We start from the raw sequence: 17,498 nt of genomic DNA, 5'->3' as shown, positions 1-17,498 counted from the left end.
TCAGGACATCTGCACGGCGGTCACACGACACCACCACTCAATTCGAAAAGTTGCGACTGCCATGACAAATTCGGAACAGGAACGCTGGTCTCGCGTGAAGGGCCGGCTGCGATCGACCGTCGGCGAGGACGTCTATACGAGCTGGTTTGCACGGATGGACCTCGAGGCCGTTCAGGACGAAAGCGTCCATCTGTCGGTTCCAACGCGTTTCCTGAAGAGCTGGATTCAGGCGCATTACGCCGAGCGCGTGCTGTCGTGCTGGCAGGCCGAGAAGCCCGAAGTGCATCGGATCGATCTGTCGGTGCGTTCGGCCATGCGCTGCGCCCCGCCCGCCAAGGAAGCGCCCGTCGCCGTCGAAGCGCGGCGCAGCGACACCAAGCCCGCGGCCGACATGCGCATGCCCGCCGCCTCTCCGGTCGGAGCCGGCCATGACGCGCTCGGCGGCTCGCCGCTCGATCCGCGGCTGACCTTCGCAAGCTTCGTCATCGGCCGCGCCAATACGCTTGCCCATGCGGCCGCCCGCCAGGTCGCCGACGGTCGCCGCGGCGACCCCGTGATGTTCAACCCGCTCTACATCCATGCCGGCGTCGGCCTCGGCAAGACGCATCTGCTGCAGGCCGTGACTTGGGCCGGCAATGCCGGAGGCGAGCGCAAGGTGCTCTATCTCACGGCCGAGAAGTTCATGTACGGCTTCGTCGCGGCCCTGAAATCGCAGACCGCGCTGGCCTTCAAGGAGGCGCTCCGCGGCATCGACGTGCTCGTCATCGACGACCTGCAGTTCCTGCAGGGCAAGTCGACCCAGGCCGAGTTCTGTCACACCTTGAATGCGCTGATCGATGCCGGACGGCAGGTGGTGATCGCAGCCGACCGGCCGCCGTCCGACCTCGAGAGCCTCGACGACCGCGTCCGCTCGCGGCTTGCCGGCGGTCTGGTGGTGGAGATGGGCGCGCTCGGCGAGGATCTGCGCCTCGGCATTCTCAAGTCGCGCGTCGCAGCGGCCCGCGCGCACCATGCGAGCTTCGACGTGCCCGAGCCGGTGCTCGACTATCTCGCCCGCTCCATCACCCATAACGGCCGCGATCTCGAAGGCGCCATCAACCGTCTGCTGGCGCATTCCAAGCTCAACAGCCAGCCGGTCACGCTCGACATGGCCGAGCGCGAGGTGCGCGACCTGGTCCGGCCGCAGGAGCCGAAACGGATCAAGATCGAGGACATCCAGCGCGTGGTGGCGCGGCAATACAACGTCAGCCGGTCCGACCTGCTGTCGTCGCGCCGCACCGCCAACGTCGTGCGACCGCGCCAGGTCGCCATGTACCTGGCCAAGACGCTGACCCTGCGGTCCCTGCCCGAGATCGGCCGCCGTTTCGGCGGGCGCGACCACACCACCGTGCTGCACGCCGTGCGCAAGATCGAGGCGCTGGTCGGCAAGGATACTGCGCTCAACGACGAGGTCGAAACCCTCAAGCGGCAGCTGCAGGAATAGACGTTTCCGCGCGGAAAGGGGCGCGGACAGAAGGTCCGCCTCCCCGCCATTCTCTCCTGATCCGATCCGTCCGCCAGACAGGCCGAAAGGCCTGCCGAAACATGGGAAAATCGGCCTTCCCGTCTCTTGCGCTTACGCCCCATCCGCGCCACTTTACGCTCCCCCTCGGGCTCCTGGACGCTGCCAAGCGCCGTTCGGGCGCGAGGTGCCATCGGCCGCGGCGCTGCTCAGCCCGCCGGCATTCCAGGACGAGCTCAGTTGGGAACGGGCGGATATTGCAATGAAGGTTACCGTCGAACGCGCGCAGCTGCTGAAATCGCTGGGTCACGTCCATCGCGTGGTCGAGCGGCGCAACACCATCCCGATCCTGGGGAATGTGCTGGTCCGCGCCGAAAATGCCCGGTTGTCGCTGCGGGCGACCGATCTCGATCTCGAAGTGACGGAAACGCTGGCGGCCGAGACCGCTACCGCGGGCTCCACCACCGTGCCGGCCCACATGTTCTACGACATCGTGCGCAAGCTGCCGGACGGCTCGCAGATCGTGCTGGAGAGCGACGGCGAACGCGCGGTGCTGGCGATCCGCGCCGGCCGCTCCAAGTTCACGCTGCAGACACTGCCGGAGAGCGACTTCCCCGATCTCGCCGCCGGCGAGATGACGCATGCCTTCGCGGTTCCGGCCAAGGACATCAAGAGCCTGATCGACCGCACGCAGTTCGCGATCTCGACCGAGGAGACGCGCTACTATCTCAACGGCATCTATCTGCATGCCGGCGGAACCGCCAAGCAGCCGACCCTGCGCGCGGTCGCCACCGACGGCCACCGGCTCGCCCAGGTCGACCTGCCGCAGCCGAGCGGCGCGGCCGACATGCCCGGCGTGATCGTGCCGCGCAAGACCGTCGGCGAGGTGCAGCGGCTGATCGAGGACAATGACAGCGAGATCCGGATCGAGCTGTCGCAGGGCAAGATCCGCTTCACGCTCGGCCAGGTGGTTCTGACCTCCAAGCTGATCGACGGCACCTTCCCCGACTATGGCCGCGTCATTCCGCAGAACAACGACAAGGAGCTGGTCGTCGACAAGGCCGATTTCGCCGCCGCCGTCGATCGCGTCTCCACCATCTCCAGCGAGCGCGGCCGCGCCGTCAAGCTCGCGCTGTCGCCTGGCAAGCTGGTGCTGTCGGTCACCAATCCGGATTCCGGCAGCGCGACCGAGGAACTCGAGGTCGAATACGCCGCCGACGCGCTCGATATCGGCTTCAACTCGCGCTATCTGCTCGATATCGCCGCCCAGGTCGAGGGCGAGGTCGCGGTGCTCCGTCTCGCCGATCCGGGCTCGCCGACCCTGATCCAGGACCGCGACAACAAGAACGCGCTCTACGTGCTGATGCCGATGCGGGTGTGAGGCGAGATTTGGTGCTTAAGCCTCGCTGCTAGATCGCAGTACACTCGTCGTGGCGGGCTTGACCCGGCCGGCCGCGCAAAGAAGATCCCCTCTCCCCCTGCGGGAGAGGGTGCCGAGCGAAGCGAGGCGGGTGAGGGGTATGCCACCGCAATCACCAAGCCATCGGAAGATCTCTAGACGCATCCGCGGCTTCGCCAAGACGATGCGACATCAGGCGACCGAGGCAGAAGCGGTCATGTGGCGCCTGCTACGTGACCGGAGATTCGAGCGCTATAAGTTTCGCAGGCAGACTCCAGTAGAGCAGTTCATTCTGGATTTTGTTTGCTTCGAGAAGCGCTTGATCGTCGAGATCGATGGCAGCCAACATGCTACCGAAGACGCGGATGCCGAACGAAATGCCATCTTGAGAGCTGCAGGTTTTCGTTTCGCTCGCTATTGGAACAACGACGTGTTGTACAATTCGTCGGCTGTTCAAGAGGACATCCTCGCAAAGTTGAGCGAGCCGTGAGAAACCCCTCACCCGCCGCCTTCGGCGGCACCCTCTCCCGCAGGGGGAGAGGGACTCAGAATGTGTGGCCAGCTTCTTTCCGATGACCCCCTCCCGCATCAACCGCCTCGCGCTGACGCATTTCCGCAGCTACCGCGCCGCGAGCGTGAACGTGCGGGCCGACCTGGTCGCGCTGGTCGGCGCCAATGGGGCCGGCAAGACCAATTGCCTGGAGGCGATCTCGTTCTTTGCGCCCGGCCGCGGCCTGCGCCGCGCCACGCTGGAGGACGTCGCCGACAACCAGGGCGACGGTTCCTGGGCGGTGTCGGCCGAGGTCGAGGGCGCGCTGGGGCTCACGACCTTCGGGACCGGCATCGAGCCGCCGCGCAGCGATGCCGCAACCACCCGGCGCTGCCGCATCGACCGTGAGCCGGTCGGCTCGGCGGCGGCGTTCGGCGATCACATCCGCATGGTGTGGCTGACGCCGGCGATGGATGGCCTGTTCATGGGCGCGGCCTCCGAGCGGCGGCGCTTCTTCGACCGCCTGGTGCTCGCGATCGACAGCGAGCATTCGAGCCGGGTGTCAGCGCTGGAGCGTAGCTTGCGCTCGCGCAACCGGTTGCTCGAGGTGCGCAATTTCGACGATCATTGGTGTGACGCGATCGAGCGCGAGACCGCGGAACTCGCGGTCGCCGTGGCGGCCAGCCGCGGCCAGACCGCGCTCAAGCTCGCCGCGATGCTGCGCGCGCGCGGAACCGCCTCCGCCTTCCCGTCCGCCGAGATCGCGCTCGACGGCTGGATGGAGAATGCGCTGCTGACCGAGCCCGCGCTCGCCGTCGAGGACCGCTACCGCGCCGTCCTGCGCGACAATCGCGGCAGGGACGCCGCGGCGGGCCGCACGCTCGACGGCCCGCATCTTACCGATCTTCACGTGGTCTACGCGCCGAAGAACATGCCCGCGCGCGACGCGTCGACCGGCGAGCAGAAGGCGCTGCTGATCGGTTTGATCCTGGCGCATGCGACGCTGGTGGCCGAAACCACCGGTATCGTGCCGTTGCTGCTGCTCGACGAGATCGTGGCTCATCTCGATCCCGGCCGCCGCACCGCGCTGTTCGCCGAGCTCGGCACCCTCGGTGCCCAGGTGTGGCTGACCGGCGCGGACCCCGCGGCCTTTGCCGAACTACGCGGGCTCGGCGAGATCTTCGACGTTGAGGCGGGCCGGATTACCGAGCGCCGCTAACGGCTTGTCCGTTGCGCCCTCCGGGGCCCTGCCCCGACTGGCTGCCGTTGGATCGGACCGCGACGGCGCGCCGTTCATCTCGCCACGACAGCGGCTGCTCGCATCCGGGCCGCTGCTGCTCGCGCGTAGCCGTCAGGCATTGGCGCTGGCGCGGTCTTGATCGATACCACGCGCGAAGGACGCTCTCATGCGGTCGAAACAAGCCGCGCAGAGAGCCCGGCAGCCGCCCCCGGAGCGCCCGCAAAAGCGCGTTCGAATCGCGCTTTCGCAAGCCCCGAAGCAGGTCCTCGAACGGCTTGAAAAACCGTTAAAAAAACCTATCTGTTCAATACCTTAAGAGGCTCCACTTTGCGCTAGGCGCATGGCGCCTTTCGTGGCACAAATAATTCCCTCAGCATCCCCTGCGCGGCACCGCCTTCGGGATCCTTTCAAAGGCCTCACATGACCGAACCCGCCCGGCAAACCATCGCCGAAAACGAGCCTGCAACCGCGAACGAATACGGCGCAGAATCGATCCGGGTGTTGAAGGGCCTGGATGCCGTGCGCAAGCGACCGGGCATGTATATCGGCGATACCGATGACGGCTCCGGTCTGCACCACATGGTCTACGAGGTCGTTGACAACGCGATCGACGAGGCGCTCGCAGGTCACGCCACGGCTGTCGAGGTGGTGCTCAATCCGGACAACTCGGTCACCGTGCGCGACGACGGCCGCGGCATCCCCGTCGACATCCACAAGGGCGAAGGCGTGTCCGCTGCCGAGGTCATCATGACCCAGCTGCATGCCGGCGGAAAGTTCGACCAGAACTCCTACAAGGTTTCGGGCGGCCTGCACGGCGTCGGCGTCTCCGTCGTCAACGCGCTGTCCAGCAAGCTTCAGCTGCGGGTCTGGCGCGACGACAAGGAGCATCTCATCGAGTTCGCCCATGGCGACGCGGTGGCGCCGCTCAGGGTGGTCGGCGAGAGCAAGGGCAAGCGCGGCACCGAGGTGACGTTCCTCGCCTCCCCCGACACCTTCAAGAACATCGAATACGACTATGCGACGCTCGAGCATCGGCTGCGCGAGCTCGCCTTCCTCAATTCCGGCGTCAACATCGTGCTCTCGGACATGCGCCACGCGGTCGAGAAGCGCGAGGAGATGCGTTACGACGGCGGCGTCGAGGAGTTCGTCAAATATCTCGACCGCAACAAGAAGGCGATCGTCCCCGCCCCGATCATGGTGCGTTCGGAAGCCAACGGCATCACCGTCGAGGCGGCGCTGTGGTGGAACGACAGCTACCATGAGAACGTGCTGTGCTTCACCAACAACATCCCGCAGCGTGACGGCGGCACCCATCTCGCAGGCTTCCGCGGCGCGCTGACGCGCCAGGTCAACGGCTACGCGGAGGCCAATGCGAAGAAGGAAAAGATCGCGCTCACCGGCGACGACTGCCGCGAGGGTCTGACCGCGGTGCTCTCGGTGAAGGTGCCGGATCCGAAATTCTCGTCGCAGACCAAGGACAAGCTGGTGTCCTCGGAAGTGCGCCCCGTGGTTGAGAACGTGCTCAACGAGGCGCTCGCCGCGTGGTTCGAGGAGCATCCCGGCGAGGCCAAGACCATCGTCGGCAAGGTGATCCAGGCCGCGGCGGCGCGCGAGGCCGCGCGCAAGGCGCGCGAGCTGACCCGGAAGAGCCCGCTCAGCGTATCGTCACTGCCCGGCAAGCTCGCTGACTGCCAGGAGAAGGATCCGGCCAAGTCCGAGCTGTTCATCGTCGAGGGTGACTCGGCCGGCGGCAGCGCCAAGCAGGGCCGCAACCGCGAGTTCCAGGCGGTGCTGCCGCTGCGCGGCAAGATCCTCAATGTCGAGCGCGTGCGCCCGGACAAGATGCTGTCGAGCGAGCAGATCGGCACGCTGATCACCGCGCTCGGCACCGGCATCAGCGACGAGTTCTCGATCGACAAGCTGCGCTATCACAAGATCATCGTGATGACCGACGCCGACGTCGACGGCGCGCACATCCGTACGCTTCTGCTTACCTTCTTCTACCGGCAGATGCGCGAGATCATCGATCGCGGCCACCTCTACATCGCGCAGCCGCCGCTCTACAAAGTCTCGCGCGGCAAGTCCGAGCAGTACCTGAAGGACGAGCGCGCCCTTGAGGACTATCTAATCAGCACCGGCCTCGATGACTGCGTGTTCAAGACTGCGGAGGGCGAGGAGCGCAAGGGCCGTGACCTCCTGGCGCTGGTCGAGGAAGCGCGTCTCGTGCGCAACATCCTGCGCAACCTGCACACGCGCTACGACCGCACGGTGGTCGAGCAGGCCGCGATCGCCGGCGTGCTGCGCCCGGACATCACCCGCGACATCCCGACGGCGGACGCCGCAGCCGCCTACATCGCAAAACGGCTCGACGTGCTGGCCGACGAGGTCGAGCGCGGCTGGATCGGCCACTTCGTCGAGGGCCAGGGCTTCAGCTTCGAGCGCACCGTGCGCGGCGTGAAGGACGTGGCCGTGATCGACGACGCGCTGCTCGCTTCCGTCGATGCCCGCAAGCTCGACGACTACGCGGCGCGCCTGCAGGAGGCCTATGCCAAGCCCGGCACCTTGCGCCGCGGCGACGCCCCGACCGTCATTCATGGGCCAGTCGATTTGTTCGAGGCGGTCACCGACGCCGGCCGCAAGGGCATCGTCACGCAGCGCTACAAAGGTCTCGGCGAGATGAACCCGCAACAGCTCTGGGAAACCACGCTCGACAAAGATGCGCGCACGCTTCTCCAGGTGAAGGTCAAGGAGGTCGACGAGGCCGACGACATCTTCACCAAGCTGATGGGCGACGTCGTCGAGCCGCGCCGCGAGTTCATCCAGGACAACTCGCTGAGCGCGAACGTCGACGTTTAGCGACGAACCCCGTTCTTCCAGGTCGGTCCGCGACGGTTATCGCTGCTGGCGGTCAGGGTCCACGACGTTCTTGAATTGCGAAATAGCATCGCGAATTCTGAGAAGTACACGACTGGCAGCTTCGACGGACGGCCCCGCCTTCGACGCATCAAAGTCGCCGTAGACCGCGTTCCTGGCACGGTGGCGCATTCTCATCAGTTCTAGCAGATCGAGGCGAAGCGCGGCATCGAACATGGCCGGCCTTCCCTTGTCGCCCTGCATCGACCTGGAGACACGATCGATCAGATCCTTGTGCCACGCATCTCCGGACGGGCTCGTCTCGCCGAGAATGTCGAGAATGCGTTGGATCGCCTTCTCGAGCAGTGTGTATCCGGTTTCCATCCCGTGCAGGAATGCGTTCGACCGCTCCCACGCGGTATCCGGATCATCGGAGTCGAAGCCGCCGCGTTCGAACGTCCGGAGCGACATCCCAAGTTGATTGATGGCGCTGTCCAGATCGGCGTCAACGTCGCTCCAGCGATCATCGCTCATGGCAACGTCACCGCGTGATCGGCAATGCGCGCGAGCAGCCGCTCGCTCGCCTGGGACTTGAGATGAATGTCGGCCGGCAGCTCATGACGGCGACACAGGTCCTCGGCGAGCTCGACGGCAGCAAGCTCGTGCTCGCGTGGGACATCGATGATGACGTCGAAATCACTGTCGAACGACATGAGCTGTCGTGCGACGGACCCGAAGACGATGAAGTGGCCGCCGCAACGCTCCGCGAACCCCCTCAGCTCAGCCATGACGGCGTCAGCCGCCCGCCGTCGTCGTGCGGTTTCGCGCGCCTTCCGTTCCGATACCGTGACAAACTGGACCATGAACAGCTCCTGTCCTGAATATCAGCGTTCCTGCGGCCCAAGACAATGCCTCACCGGACGAGAGTTGAAACCCTGGCAAGTCCCTTGCCCGGAGCAGTGGCCTGCTCGTGCCTTCCGTGTTAATTCCGTGCCGGACCGATGTTCCGCCTTCGCCGGTCCCCTGGCAAATTGCCCCTCTCAGAACGGACTTTTTCGCGCATGGCGCCCATTCAATATATCGTCGAGGGTGGTCACCGGCTCAAGGGCGCGATCGAGCCGTCCGGCAACAAGAACGCCGCGCTGCCGATCATCGCCGCAGCGCTGCTGACCGAGCACCCGGTCACGCTCGACAATGTGCCACGCATCCGCGACACCGAGACCTTGGTCGAACTGGTGCGCTCGGTCGGCGCCTCGGCCGAATGGCGCGGCCGCAACCGGCTCGCCATCCACGCCAAGGAGATCCGCGCCGCCGATCTCGATCCGGATCTGTGCGCGCGCATCCGCGCCTCGATCCTGCTGGCCGGCCCCCTGCTCGCCCGCTGCGGCGAGGTGGCGCTGCCGCCGCCGGGCGGCGACGTGATCGGCCGGCGCCGGCTCGACACGCATTTCCTCGCCTTCGAGCAGCTCGGCGCCACCGTCACCGCGACCGACAAGATCGAGCTGCGCGCCTCCGGCCTCAAGGGCGCCGATGTGTTCCTCGACGAGCCCAGCGTCACCGCGACCGAGAACGCGCTGGTCGCAGCGGTCGCCGCGCACGGCACGACCTACTTGCGCAATGCAGCCTCCGAGCCGCACGTGCAGGATCTCGCGCATTTCCTGGTCGCGCTCGGCGCCAACATCGAGGGCATCGGCACCAACACCATGGTGATCCATGGCGCCAGCACGCTCGGCCAGGCTGCTTACGCGATCCAGCCCGATCACATCGAGGTCGGCTCGCTGATCGGGCTCGCCGCGGTAACGCGCTCACCGCTGCGCATCGTGCGCGCCGGCACCGAGCATCTGCGCTCGATCCGCATGGGGTTCGAGCGGCTCGGCATCATTTGCGAGGTCGCCGGCGACGATCTGATCGTGCCGTCCGACCAGACCATGAAGATCAAGGATGATTTCGGCGGCCACGTGCCGAAGCTGGAGGACCAGCCGTGGCCGGCCTTCCCCGCCGACCTGATGTCGATCGCGATCGTCACCGCCACGCAATGCGAGGGCGTGATCCTGATGTTCGAGAAGATGTTCGAGTCGCGGATGTTCTTCGTCGACAAGCTGATCTCGATGGGCGCGCGCATCGTGCTGTGCGACCCGCACCGCGCCATCGTCGCCGGTCCCAGCCGCCTGCGCGGCGCCCGCGTCGTCTCCCCCGACATCCGCGCCGGCATGGCCATGCTGCTCGCCGCGCTCGGCGCCGAGGGCACCTCCTATATCGACAATGCCGACCAGATCGAACGCGGCTACGAGCGCATCGACGAGCGGCTGAATGCGCTCGGCGCCAAGATCACCCGCGTGCCGGAGCGCGGGCGGTAGTCCTATTCAGTGCCGACCGCTCCCTCCAGAAAACGTAGGGTGGGCAAAGGCGCGCCCGCATCGTCCCGGTTCATACGCCACGCCCGTCGCGCCGTGCCCACCATGACGCTCATGGGCTCACGATGGTGGGCAGGCGCCGCCTTCCGGCGGCTCTTTGCCCACCCTACAAATCCTGCCCGCCGGACGACCCGCGCGACCGGCTACTTGCCCGGACTGAGGACACGCCGTTTGATGCGGTCGAGGAAGCGTCAAACGGCTAGAAATCCGTGCGCATGAACACCCAATTTCGCAGACGATTCAATTAGCGTAGGCTGTTCCACACGGACGCGCCAAAATTTTCCGCTTGCTTTATTTCCGAAAATCGGAAACACTGCAGCCATCCTGTCCTCATGAGAGGGGCGCTTCGCGGTCGTCACGGACGTTGAGGGCGGGATGCGGTGGACGTGGCGGCCTGCAGCGGGATGACCCTGCGGACGAACAGGCGGTCACGTACGGTCAAGTCGCGCGGTCCTGATACTCCGATGCTAGTATCAAGCTCGTGTTGGCGCTCGCGCGCCGCGCGGGCGACGGTGGCCAGAAAGCCCGGCGCACCGGGGAGAACGCGAAGCAGCCGTGAAGACCATCGCGCAGGGAATGCCGGAATATCCGGCTGGACCTGTGGTTCCTGCCCCGTGCATTTCTTCACGCACGGGGGCCATGGGTATCAGTCGATGCCCGGCATTCCCTGCGCCCTCTCATCACAAAGAGGGCCCCGACGAAGCAAAACTCGGGCGCGAAAAGTGCCGCGAGAATGCAGACTCTCATCGCGAGATCTCGTCAAAGCGATGCCGATGCAGATCACCCTGCCGATCATAATTCCTCCGCAGAGCTGCGCTCGCCCGCCGCACGCCTCCTCGGAGAAAACATGCCGTTGCGATGTGCGCGGCACGACGACGGCTGCTATACCACCGATCATGACCTCGACATCCGGAACCAATCACGCACCGCCACCGGCGGAGCCGATGCCTCCTCTCGCGCACGAGCTCTGGGACACGATCCGGCTCGCCGCGCCGATGGCGCTGACGCAGCTGTCGCAGATCGCGATGATGTCGACCGATCTCGCCTTCATCGGCCGGCTCGGCGGCGACGCCGTCGCCGCGGCGGCGTTGGCGGGCACCGTGTATTTCGTCGGCTCCACCTTCGGCATGGGCCTGATGTCCGCGGTGGCGCCGCTTGCCGCGCAGGCCTTCGGCGCGGCGGATGCTGGGCTGGTGCGGCGCGCGCTGCGCGTCGGCTTGTGGGCCGGCCTGTTCATTGCACTGCCGATCATGATGATTGCGCTGAACGGTGAGGCCATCCTGTTGGCGCTGGGACAGGCGCCGGCCGTGGCGCATCTCGCGCAGGAGTATCTGGCCGGCCTCGCCTGGGGCATCGCGCCGATGCTGTGGTTCCTGGCGCTGCGCAGCTTCATGGGGGCGGTCAACCGTCCCGAGCCCGTGCTCTGGATCACCCTGGCCGCGATCCCGCTCAACGCGCTGCTGGTCTATCCGCTGCTGTATGGCCACTGGGGTTTTCCGCAATTGGGCCTGACCGGCGTCGGCCTCGCGACCTCGCTGGTCAACACCGGTACGTTCCTCGCGGGGCTGTGGTTCGCAGCATTCCGTCCGCCGTTCCGCGACTATCACGTGCTCGCGCAACTCGGGCGTATCGACTGGAGGCTGATGCGGCAGCTCCTCATCATCGGCGGGCCGATCTCGCTGTCGTTCCTGCTCGAATATGGCCTGTTCTCGGCGGCTGCGATCCTGATGGGGTTGATCAGCACGCCCGCGCTCGCCGCGCATCAGATCGCGCTGCAGATCACGGCGATCCTGTTCATGGTTCCGTTCGGCATCAGCATGGCCGCGACCGTGCGCGTCGGTCATGCCGCCGGGCGCGCCGATGCCAGGGGCATCCGGCGCGCCGGCCTGATGGCGATGCTGCTCGGCCTCGCACTCGCTGTTCTGTTCACGCTCGGCATCATCGTTGCGCGGTTCGACATCGTGCAACTGTTCCTCGGCGCCGGCATCGCCGATGCGGAAGCGACCGTGGCGCTGGCCGCCACGCTTCTCCTCGTCGGCACGACGTTCTTCATCACGGATGCACTGCAGACCATCGCCGTCGGCGCGCTGCGCGGCATCAAGGACACGCGCGTCCCGCTGCTGCTGGCCGTGCTCGGCTATTGGCTGATCGGCTTTCCCGCATCTTATGCACTCGCCTTCTACACCGCGCTCGGCGCGATCGGGATCTGGATCGGCCTGTCGATCGGCACCACCATCTATGCGGCACTCTTGGTGCTGCGCTTCCTGCGGCTGTCGCGGTGAGGAGATCAGGCGCCCGCTGTATTCGGCGTCTCGTCGCGCTCCGGCCGGTGCGGCCGTCCCGTCGACGCATCGGCCCATTCGGCGACGACGCGCTCGAGATCGATCAGGTTCTGCCGCATCTGCTCGAGCGAGAAGCCGAGCGCGAAGAAGCGCTCCGCGGCATCGCCGGGCAAGCCACGCGTGAGGCCGTCGCTGCGGACAGCAGCGACCTCCTCGGCATAGGCCTTGACCGCGACATGGATCGGCCAGATTGGCGGCGGTCCGGAGCCATTGCGGATGGCCGCCGCGCAGCCGCGCAAGTAGCTCGCGATGGCGTCGCTGACGCGCGTGACCGGACCCGACAGCCGGGCCTGCAGGTCCGAGGGCAGCGGCACCACGCTGGCGCGTCCGATCATCACGACGTCGTGGCGCAGCCGGAGGATGGTCCGCAACAGCGGACCGGTGTCGGCACCCGACGAGAGCCACGCCGAGCGCTCGCGCTCGGCCTCCGCGCCGGTCGCGTTCAACTCGGTCAGCGCGGTGCCGATGCCGTCCTGAATCCGATGCAGCGCGTCGTTGTCGCGGCCGCGCGACAGGCCGGCCAGCAGCTCGGTCATCGCCGCGGCGATCAGTTCGAGCAGGCGTCCCGCCGCGCTGCGCATCTGCACATGCGCGCGCGACGGCAGCACGATGAAGGACACGACGAGTCCCGTCAGCGCGCCGACCGCGACCTCGAACACCCGGTCGACCGCCGAGCCGATCGCATCGAGGCGGCCCATGGTCGGCACCAGCAGCACGATCACCGACGTGACGGTGGCCGGGTTCAAGCTCGGATTGAACGCCGCGATGAAGGCGAGTGGCGTTACCGCCAGGACCAGCATGCCGAGCAGCTGCAGCTCACCGGTATGCGGGATCAGCAACGTGATGGCGCCGCCATAGATCGCGCCGCCGATGGTGCCGAACATGTAGTCGCGGGTCGCCTTCAGCGAGCGCCCGACGCTGCCCTGGGTGACGATCAGCGAGGTCAGCACCGCCCACAGCGGCAGCTTCAGCTGAAAGGCCGTGGCGATCGCGAAGGCGAGCGTCGCAGCCACCGTGCCGCGCACGGCCAGCGACATCTGCGCCTTGCCCACGCGCACCCGGCCGAACAGCTTCTTGGGCGACACCATCGATCTCTCACCTTCAAAAGCACCGCGCGATCCCGGCATGGCAGCCTCCCACCGGGCCCGTCCGGCTTGAAAGGCGGAATCAGCTTGCCTACGCTGTTTTCAACAAGCGAGGAAACACGATGGCCCAGGAAACCGCAACGCTCGCCGGCTATGTCGCCGAGCTGAAATATGACGATATCCCGCCTGAGGTGCTCGACCGCGCCAAGGTGCTGACATTGGATTTCCTCGGCAGCGCCATCCGCGCCCGGCGCGAGGCGGAATCGACGCCGTCGGTCGTCAATATGCTGGCGGCGCTGAAGCTCGACTCGGCCGGCGAGGCGACGGTGTTCGGCGACAGCCGGACGTGGACGCCGGCGGTGGCGGCGCTGCTCAATGGCACGATGGGCCACTCGCTCGACTTTGACGATACCCACGCGGATTCCTCGCTGCATCCGAGCGCGCCCGTGGTGCCGGCTGCGTTCGCCGTCGGCGAAATGGTCGGCGCCTCGGGGCGGGAGGTGCTGACCGCGATCGTCGCCGGCTACGAAGTGTGCTGCCGGCTCGGCAATGCGCTCGATCCGACCTCGCACTATGCCCGCGGCTTCCATCCAACCGCGACCGCCGGCACCTATGGTGCGGCAGCGGCTGCCGGCAAGCTGTTCGGCCTGTCGGAGCAGCAGCTCATCTATGCGTTCGGCGTCTCCGGCAGCCAGGCGGCGGGATCGCTGCAATTCCTGGTCAACGGCGCCTGGAACAAGCGCTATCAGGTCGGCGCGTCGGCGATGAACGGCGTGATCGCGGCGACGCTCGCCAAGAACGATTTCATCGGCGCGGTCGAATCCGTCGAGGGCAAGCATGGCCTTTTGGTCGGCTACACCGACACACCGCATCGGGACAAGGCAGTTGCTGGCCTGGGTACGACCTATGAGACGATGAAGATCGGCGTGAAACCGTATCCGAGCTGCCGCTACACCCATGCCGCGATCGACGCCATCATCGCGCTGCGCCGCGAACACAATCTGACGCCGGACCAGGTCAGGCGCGTCGAGGTCGGCCTGCATCGCAACGGCATCACGCTGACGGGTGATGCCGCCACCAAGCGGCATCCGACCTCGATCGTCGGCGGCCAGTTCTCGATGTTCTTCACCGGCGCGCTGGCACTCGAACAGGGCCGCTTCGGCTGGGACGACTACACGAAGCTGGGCGATGCCGCGATCAATGCGCTCGCCGACAAGTTCGACGTCGTGCAGGACGATCGGCTGGAGACGGGCCGCAGCCACCCGTTCGGCGCGCGCGTGACCATCACCACCGAGGACGGCGTGCACGAGCGGCTGCACGACGATCCCTCCGGCGAGCCGACGTCGTTTCCGTCCGCGCAGGCGATGAGCGACAAGTTCATCACGCTGGCGCGGCCGGTTCTGAGCAGCCGGGCGCAGAGCTTTGCCGACGCGATCCTGTCGCTGGAGCGGTTCGATCACGTCGCGCAGGCGACGGCGTTGGGGCGGGCGTAGCGCGTGCATCACTCCGAGCTGATGACCTCCGTCTTGCCATGCGTCGCAGCGACGACCTCGCTCACCAGCTGCGCCACGCCATCGGCCTCCGGCGGCCAGTTCACGGTGCGGCCGAAGCGCGCGATGACGAGGCGCTCGGAGGGGATGACGATGACATACTGGGCGAGCGTGCCCTTGGCGAAGAAGGCGTCGCGCGGCCAGCCATGGGAGATGCGATAATTGGCGCCAAAGCTGTCGCCGCGATTGGTCCAGAAGCCGGCGCCGAGGCCGACAAAGGCATCGGGCGTCGGCGTGGCGACGTAGTCGACCCAGCCGGCGGGCAGGATGCGGCGGCCGGCAACGACGCCGTCGTCGAGATAGAGCTGGCCGAGCCGCGCCCAGTCGCGCGCGGTGGCCAGCATCTGGCTCGATCCTTCCGGCGTGCCAGCGGCGTCGAACTCGATGGAGACGTTGTTCATGCCGAGCGGATCGAACAGCTCGCGATGCGCGAAGCGCAGCACATCCGCCGCACTGCCGCCGGCGGCGTCGCGGACGAGATGAGACAGGATGATGGTGTTGCCGTCGTGATAGTTGGAGGTCGCGCCCGGCGTGGTTTCGAGCGGCATCGATTCGGCAAACGCCGCGCGGTCGGGCTCGACGAACTTCATGCGATTGACCGGTTCGAGCGCGGACCCGAGCGAGGCCTGCAGCGAACTGCCGAGCGCGAGCCCGGCGGTGTGGCGCAGCAGCTGATCGACCGTGATGGCACGGCGCGGATCGTTGTCGCTCTGCCACGCCGCGACCGGCGCCGGCGCATGCAGCGCGATCTTGCCCTGGCGGACGAGAATGCCGATCAGGCTCGCGGTCATCGACTTGGTCGCGGAGAAGCCGAGCAGCGGCGTGTCGACGGAAAAGCCCGAGGCATAGCGTTCGGCGATCACCTTGCCGTCCTTGAGCACCAAGATGGCATGGGTGCGCCGGAATGGTGGGGCCTCCGGTTCGGCAAAGGCGCGATCGAGCGCCGCCGCGAGCGCGGGTGCTGCCGGCGTCACCACGTGCGGCGGGGCAATGTCGGGCAGCAAAGCCGGCTGCGGCTGAGAAGGCCGGAACGTCGGCCAATCCTGCCCTTCGCCATGCTCCATGTGGCAGCCGAGCCCATCGCGAAACACCGCATGGCTGCGGCCAAGCCCGAGCAAGGTCACGGTCACATCCTTGGCGGCGCGATCCACACGGACATCCATCGCCCAGGTCAGCAGCCCGGCGCCAGGCATCGCCTCCCGGGTTTCGGCCAGAATGCGGTCCGGGTCGAGACCGGAGACGAACGTCTCGGAGCACAGCACGCTGGCGATGAAGCCGGTCGCGACCTGCGGCACGTCGCGGGCACGGGCGGCACCAAGCGCCAGAACGCTGAGCGCTGTGGTCGACAGAATGAGGGCAAGCAGGCGGCGTCGGGACATGGGAAGCTCCGGCAGATGGGCGTTGATCTGCCGGACGAGACCGCACGGACGCCGGCGCGGCTCGCCGATTTCGTAAAGCGCACCAGCCGGAATTGGCAGCAACCTCGCCGATTTCGAAATTCCTCCGTGATTTCAATGTCCGAAATATCACGCCGTCGACAGCCTCAGCCGCCGATACTCCGTCGGCGTCACGCCCGTCACCGTCTTGAACGCGCGGTTGAACGGGCCGAGCGACTGGAACCCGGCATCCATCGCGATGGTGATGACGGGGACCTCAGCCTGGGCGGGATCGGCGAGCGCGGCCTTGGCCTCCTCGATGCGATGGTTGTTCAGGAACGTATTGAAGTTGCGGTAGCCGAGCTCGCCATTGATCAGCCGCCGCAGCCGGTATTCGGGAATGGAGAGGCGCGTCGCCAGCATGCCGATGGTGACGTTCTCGTGGCGGTAGATGCGCTCGTCGGCCATCAGCCGCATCAGCGCATCGACCAGCCTGCGGTCGGCGGCCCGCGGCGCCGCGACCTCAGGCGCAACGGCTTGCGCCGGCTCCGGCGCGAACAATTCGCCGGCGCCGACCCTGAGCAGCATCAGCACGACGGCGCCGACCACGGCCAGGAACATCGCCGCGTTGACCACATTCGCCAGCTCCGACGGACCGCTGCCGGCGGACGCGATCTGCAGCAGCGCGTTGACGCCGCCATAAGCCATCGCCGCGATCACGACGAAGACACGGACGCGCCGTCGCCCTTCGACGAGATCGGCCGACCAGGAGCGGATCGTCTGCGCCAGCGTCACGCCGACAAAGCCGAGCGCCAGCAGGTTGTTGGCAACGATCACGAGCCGCGCATGGCCCGCAGGCCCGAGCACCAGACAGCTCGTCAGGCTGAAGCCGAAGACACCGAGCCAGATCAGAGCATGCGGCCAGCGCGGCGCAAAGCCGTCGTCAAACAGCGCGCGGCAGAACAGCCAGAGCACGACGATGTCGGCGGTCGCCAGCGCGATCATCGGCGCGAAGGCCAACGACGGCGCCGCTGTCCCACCGATGTTGAAAGTCGCCGCGTGCGCGGCCGAGCCGAGCGCCAGCGCGATCGCCAGCCGTCCGACGAGCTGCCTGCCGAGATCACGCCACAGCGATACGGCCAGCATCGCGAGCAGGGCGATGGCGGCGGCGCGCAGCGCAAGATCGAGGCTTTCGAGCGGCATCGTCACAGGTCCGTGTTATCGGGCGGAACTCTAGGCCGGACCGCC

The 17,498-nt window shown here is 66.8% G+C and carries 13 protein-coding genes; 8 read left to right on the top strand and 5 right to left on the bottom strand.

The window, feature by feature from the left end:
• The first annotated feature begins 61 nt into the window (after window positions 1-61).
• From dnaA to gyrB, 5 genes are all read left to right on the top strand, one after another.
• Window positions 62-1,483 (top strand): chromosomal replication initiator protein DnaA, encoded by a 1,422-nt coding sequence (gene dnaA, locus LQG66_RS23660; RefSeq protein WP_231318072.1) that lies wholly within the window; start codon window positions 62-64, stop codon window positions 1,481-1,483.
• A gap of 280 nt (window positions 1,484-1,763) precedes the next feature.
• Window positions 1,764-2,882 (top strand): DNA polymerase III subunit beta, encoded by a 1,119-nt coding sequence (gene dnaN / locus LQG66_RS23655; RefSeq protein ID WP_231318071.1) that lies wholly within the window; start codon window positions 1,764-1,766, stop codon window positions 2,880-2,882.
• A 139-nt stretch (window positions 2,883-3,021) separates the two neighbouring features.
• Entirely contained in the window at window positions 3,022-3,390 is a 369-nt protein-coding gene (locus LQG66_RS23650) for an endonuclease domain-containing protein (protein ID WP_231318070.1), read from the top strand.
• Between the two features lie 82 nt (window positions 3,391-3,472).
• Window positions 3,473-4,609, top strand: a complete 1,137-nt coding sequence (recF, locus tag LQG66_RS23645; protein WP_231327910.1) for a DNA replication/repair protein RecF — start codon at window positions 3,473-3,475, stop codon at window positions 4,607-4,609.
• 441 nt (window positions 4,610-5,050) lie between these two features.
• Window positions 5,051-7,486, top strand: coding sequence for a DNA topoisomerase (ATP-hydrolyzing) subunit B (gene gyrB, locus LQG66_RS23640; protein ID WP_231318069.1), 2,436 nt, complete (start codon window positions 5,051-5,053; stop codon window positions 7,484-7,486).
• 36 nt (window positions 7,487-7,522) lie between these two features.
• On the opposite strand, the gene LQG66_RS23635 is transcribed toward gyrB, so the two are convergent.
• Window positions 7,523-8,017 carry a ribonuclease toxin HepT-like protein gene (locus tag LQG66_RS23635; protein WP_231318068.1) on the bottom strand — a complete coding sequence of 165 codons (495 nt, stop codon included), beginning with the start codon at window positions 8,015-8,017 and terminating at the stop codon, window positions 7,523-7,525.
• On the bottom strand, window positions 8,014-8,346 hold the full coding sequence (locus LQG66_RS23630; protein ID WP_231318067.1) for a nucleotidyltransferase domain-containing protein: 333 nt from the start codon (window positions 8,344-8,346) through the stop codon (window positions 8,014-8,016). Before LQG66_RS23630 ends, LQG66_RS23635 begins: the two co-directional genes overlap by 4 nt.
• Before the next feature lie 198 nt (window positions 8,347-8,544).
• Between LQG66_RS23630 and murA the strand changes: the two genes are divergently transcribed.
• Window positions 8,545-9,840 (top strand): UDP-N-acetylglucosamine 1-carboxyvinyltransferase, encoded by a 1,296-nt coding sequence (gene murA, locus LQG66_RS23625; protein WP_231318066.1) that lies wholly within the window; start codon window positions 8,545-8,547, stop codon window positions 9,838-9,840.
• A gap of 953 nt (window positions 9,841-10,793) precedes the next feature.
• Window positions 10,794-12,179, top strand: a complete 1,386-nt coding sequence (locus tag LQG66_RS23620) for an MATE family efflux transporter (RefSeq protein ID WP_231318065.1) — start codon at window positions 10,794-10,796, stop codon at window positions 12,177-12,179.
• 5 nt (window positions 12,180-12,184) lie between these two features.
• On the opposite strand, the gene LQG66_RS23615 is transcribed toward LQG66_RS23620, so the two are convergent.
• The gene (locus tag LQG66_RS23615; RefSeq protein ID WP_231327909.1) at window positions 12,185-13,327 is read right to left on the bottom strand and encodes an FUSC family protein; all 1,143 of its coding nucleotides are present in this window, start codon (window positions 13,325-13,327) and stop codon (window positions 12,185-12,187) included.
• A gap of 119 nt (window positions 13,328-13,446) precedes the next feature.
• Between LQG66_RS23615 and LQG66_RS23610 the strand changes: the two genes are divergently transcribed.
• A complete protein-coding gene (locus LQG66_RS23610) occupies window positions 13,447-14,817 on the top strand; it encodes an MmgE/PrpD family protein (protein WP_231318064.1) in 1,371 nt (456 codons plus the stop codon).
• An 8-nt stretch (window positions 14,818-14,825) separates the two neighbouring features.
• On the opposite strand, the gene LQG66_RS23605 is transcribed toward LQG66_RS23610, so the two are convergent.
• Both LQG66_RS23605 and LQG66_RS23600 read right to left on the bottom strand, forming a co-directional pair.
• A complete protein-coding gene (locus tag LQG66_RS23605; RefSeq protein ID WP_231318063.1) occupies window positions 14,826-16,253 on the bottom strand; it encodes a serine hydrolase domain-containing protein in 1,428 nt (475 codons plus the stop codon).
• A gap of 147 nt (window positions 16,254-16,400) precedes the next feature.
• A complete protein-coding gene (locus tag LQG66_RS23600; protein WP_231318062.1) occupies window positions 16,401-17,453 on the bottom strand; it encodes a helix-turn-helix domain-containing protein in 1,053 nt (350 codons plus the stop codon).
• Window positions 17,454-17,498 lie beyond the last annotated feature (45 nt).

This window comes from Bradyrhizobium ontarionense, assembly GCF_021088345.1.
Lineage (GTDB): Bacteria > Pseudomonadota > Alphaproteobacteria > Rhizobiales > Xanthobacteraceae > Bradyrhizobium > Bradyrhizobium ontarionense.
This window is presented reverse-complemented; position numbering and strand designations above follow the sequence as displayed.

Coding starts and splice junctions, on each gene's coding strand:
- LQG66_RS23650 (WP_231318070.1), top strand. CDS start 3,022: ATGCCACCGCAATCACCAAGCCATCGGAAGATCTCTAGACGCATCCGC.
- gyrB (WP_231318069.1), top strand. CDS start 5,051: ATGACCGAACCCGCCCGGCAAACCATCGCCGAAAACGAGCCTGCAACC.
- recF (WP_231327910.1), top strand. CDS start 3,473: ATGACCCCCTCCCGCATCAACCGCCTCGCGCTGACGCATTTCCGCAGC.
- dnaA (WP_231318072.1), top strand. CDS start 62: ATGACAAATTCGGAACAGGAACGCTGGTCTCGCGTGAAGGGCCGGCTG.
- LQG66_RS23605 (WP_231318063.1), bottom strand. CDS start 16,253: ATGTCCCGACGCCGCCTGCTTGCCCTCATTCTGTCGACCACAGCGCTC.
- dnaN (WP_231318071.1), top strand. CDS start 1,764: ATGAAGGTTACCGTCGAACGCGCGCAGCTGCTGAAATCGCTGGGTCAC.
- murA (WP_231318066.1), top strand. CDS start 8,545: ATGGCGCCCATTCAATATATCGTCGAGGGTGGTCACCGGCTCAAGGGC.
- LQG66_RS23600 (WP_231318062.1), bottom strand. CDS start 17,453: ATGCCGCTCGAAAGCCTCGATCTTGCGCTGCGCGCCGCCGCCATCGCC.
- LQG66_RS23630 (WP_231318067.1), bottom strand. CDS start 8,346: ATGGTCCAGTTTGTCACGGTATCGGAACGGAAGGCGCGCGAAACCGCA.
- LQG66_RS23610 (WP_231318064.1), top strand. CDS start 13,447: ATGGCCCAGGAAACCGCAACGCTCGCCGGCTATGTCGCCGAGCTGAAA.
- LQG66_RS23620 (WP_231318065.1), top strand. CDS start 10,794: ATGACCTCGACATCCGGAACCAATCACGCACCGCCACCGGCGGAGCCG.
- LQG66_RS23635 (WP_231318068.1), bottom strand. CDS start 8,017: ATGAGCGATGATCGCTGGAGCGACGTTGACGCCGATCTGGACAGCGCC.
- LQG66_RS23615 (WP_231327909.1), bottom strand. CDS start 13,327: ATGGTGTCGCCCAAGAAGCTGTTCGGCCGGGTGCGCGTGGGCAAGGCG.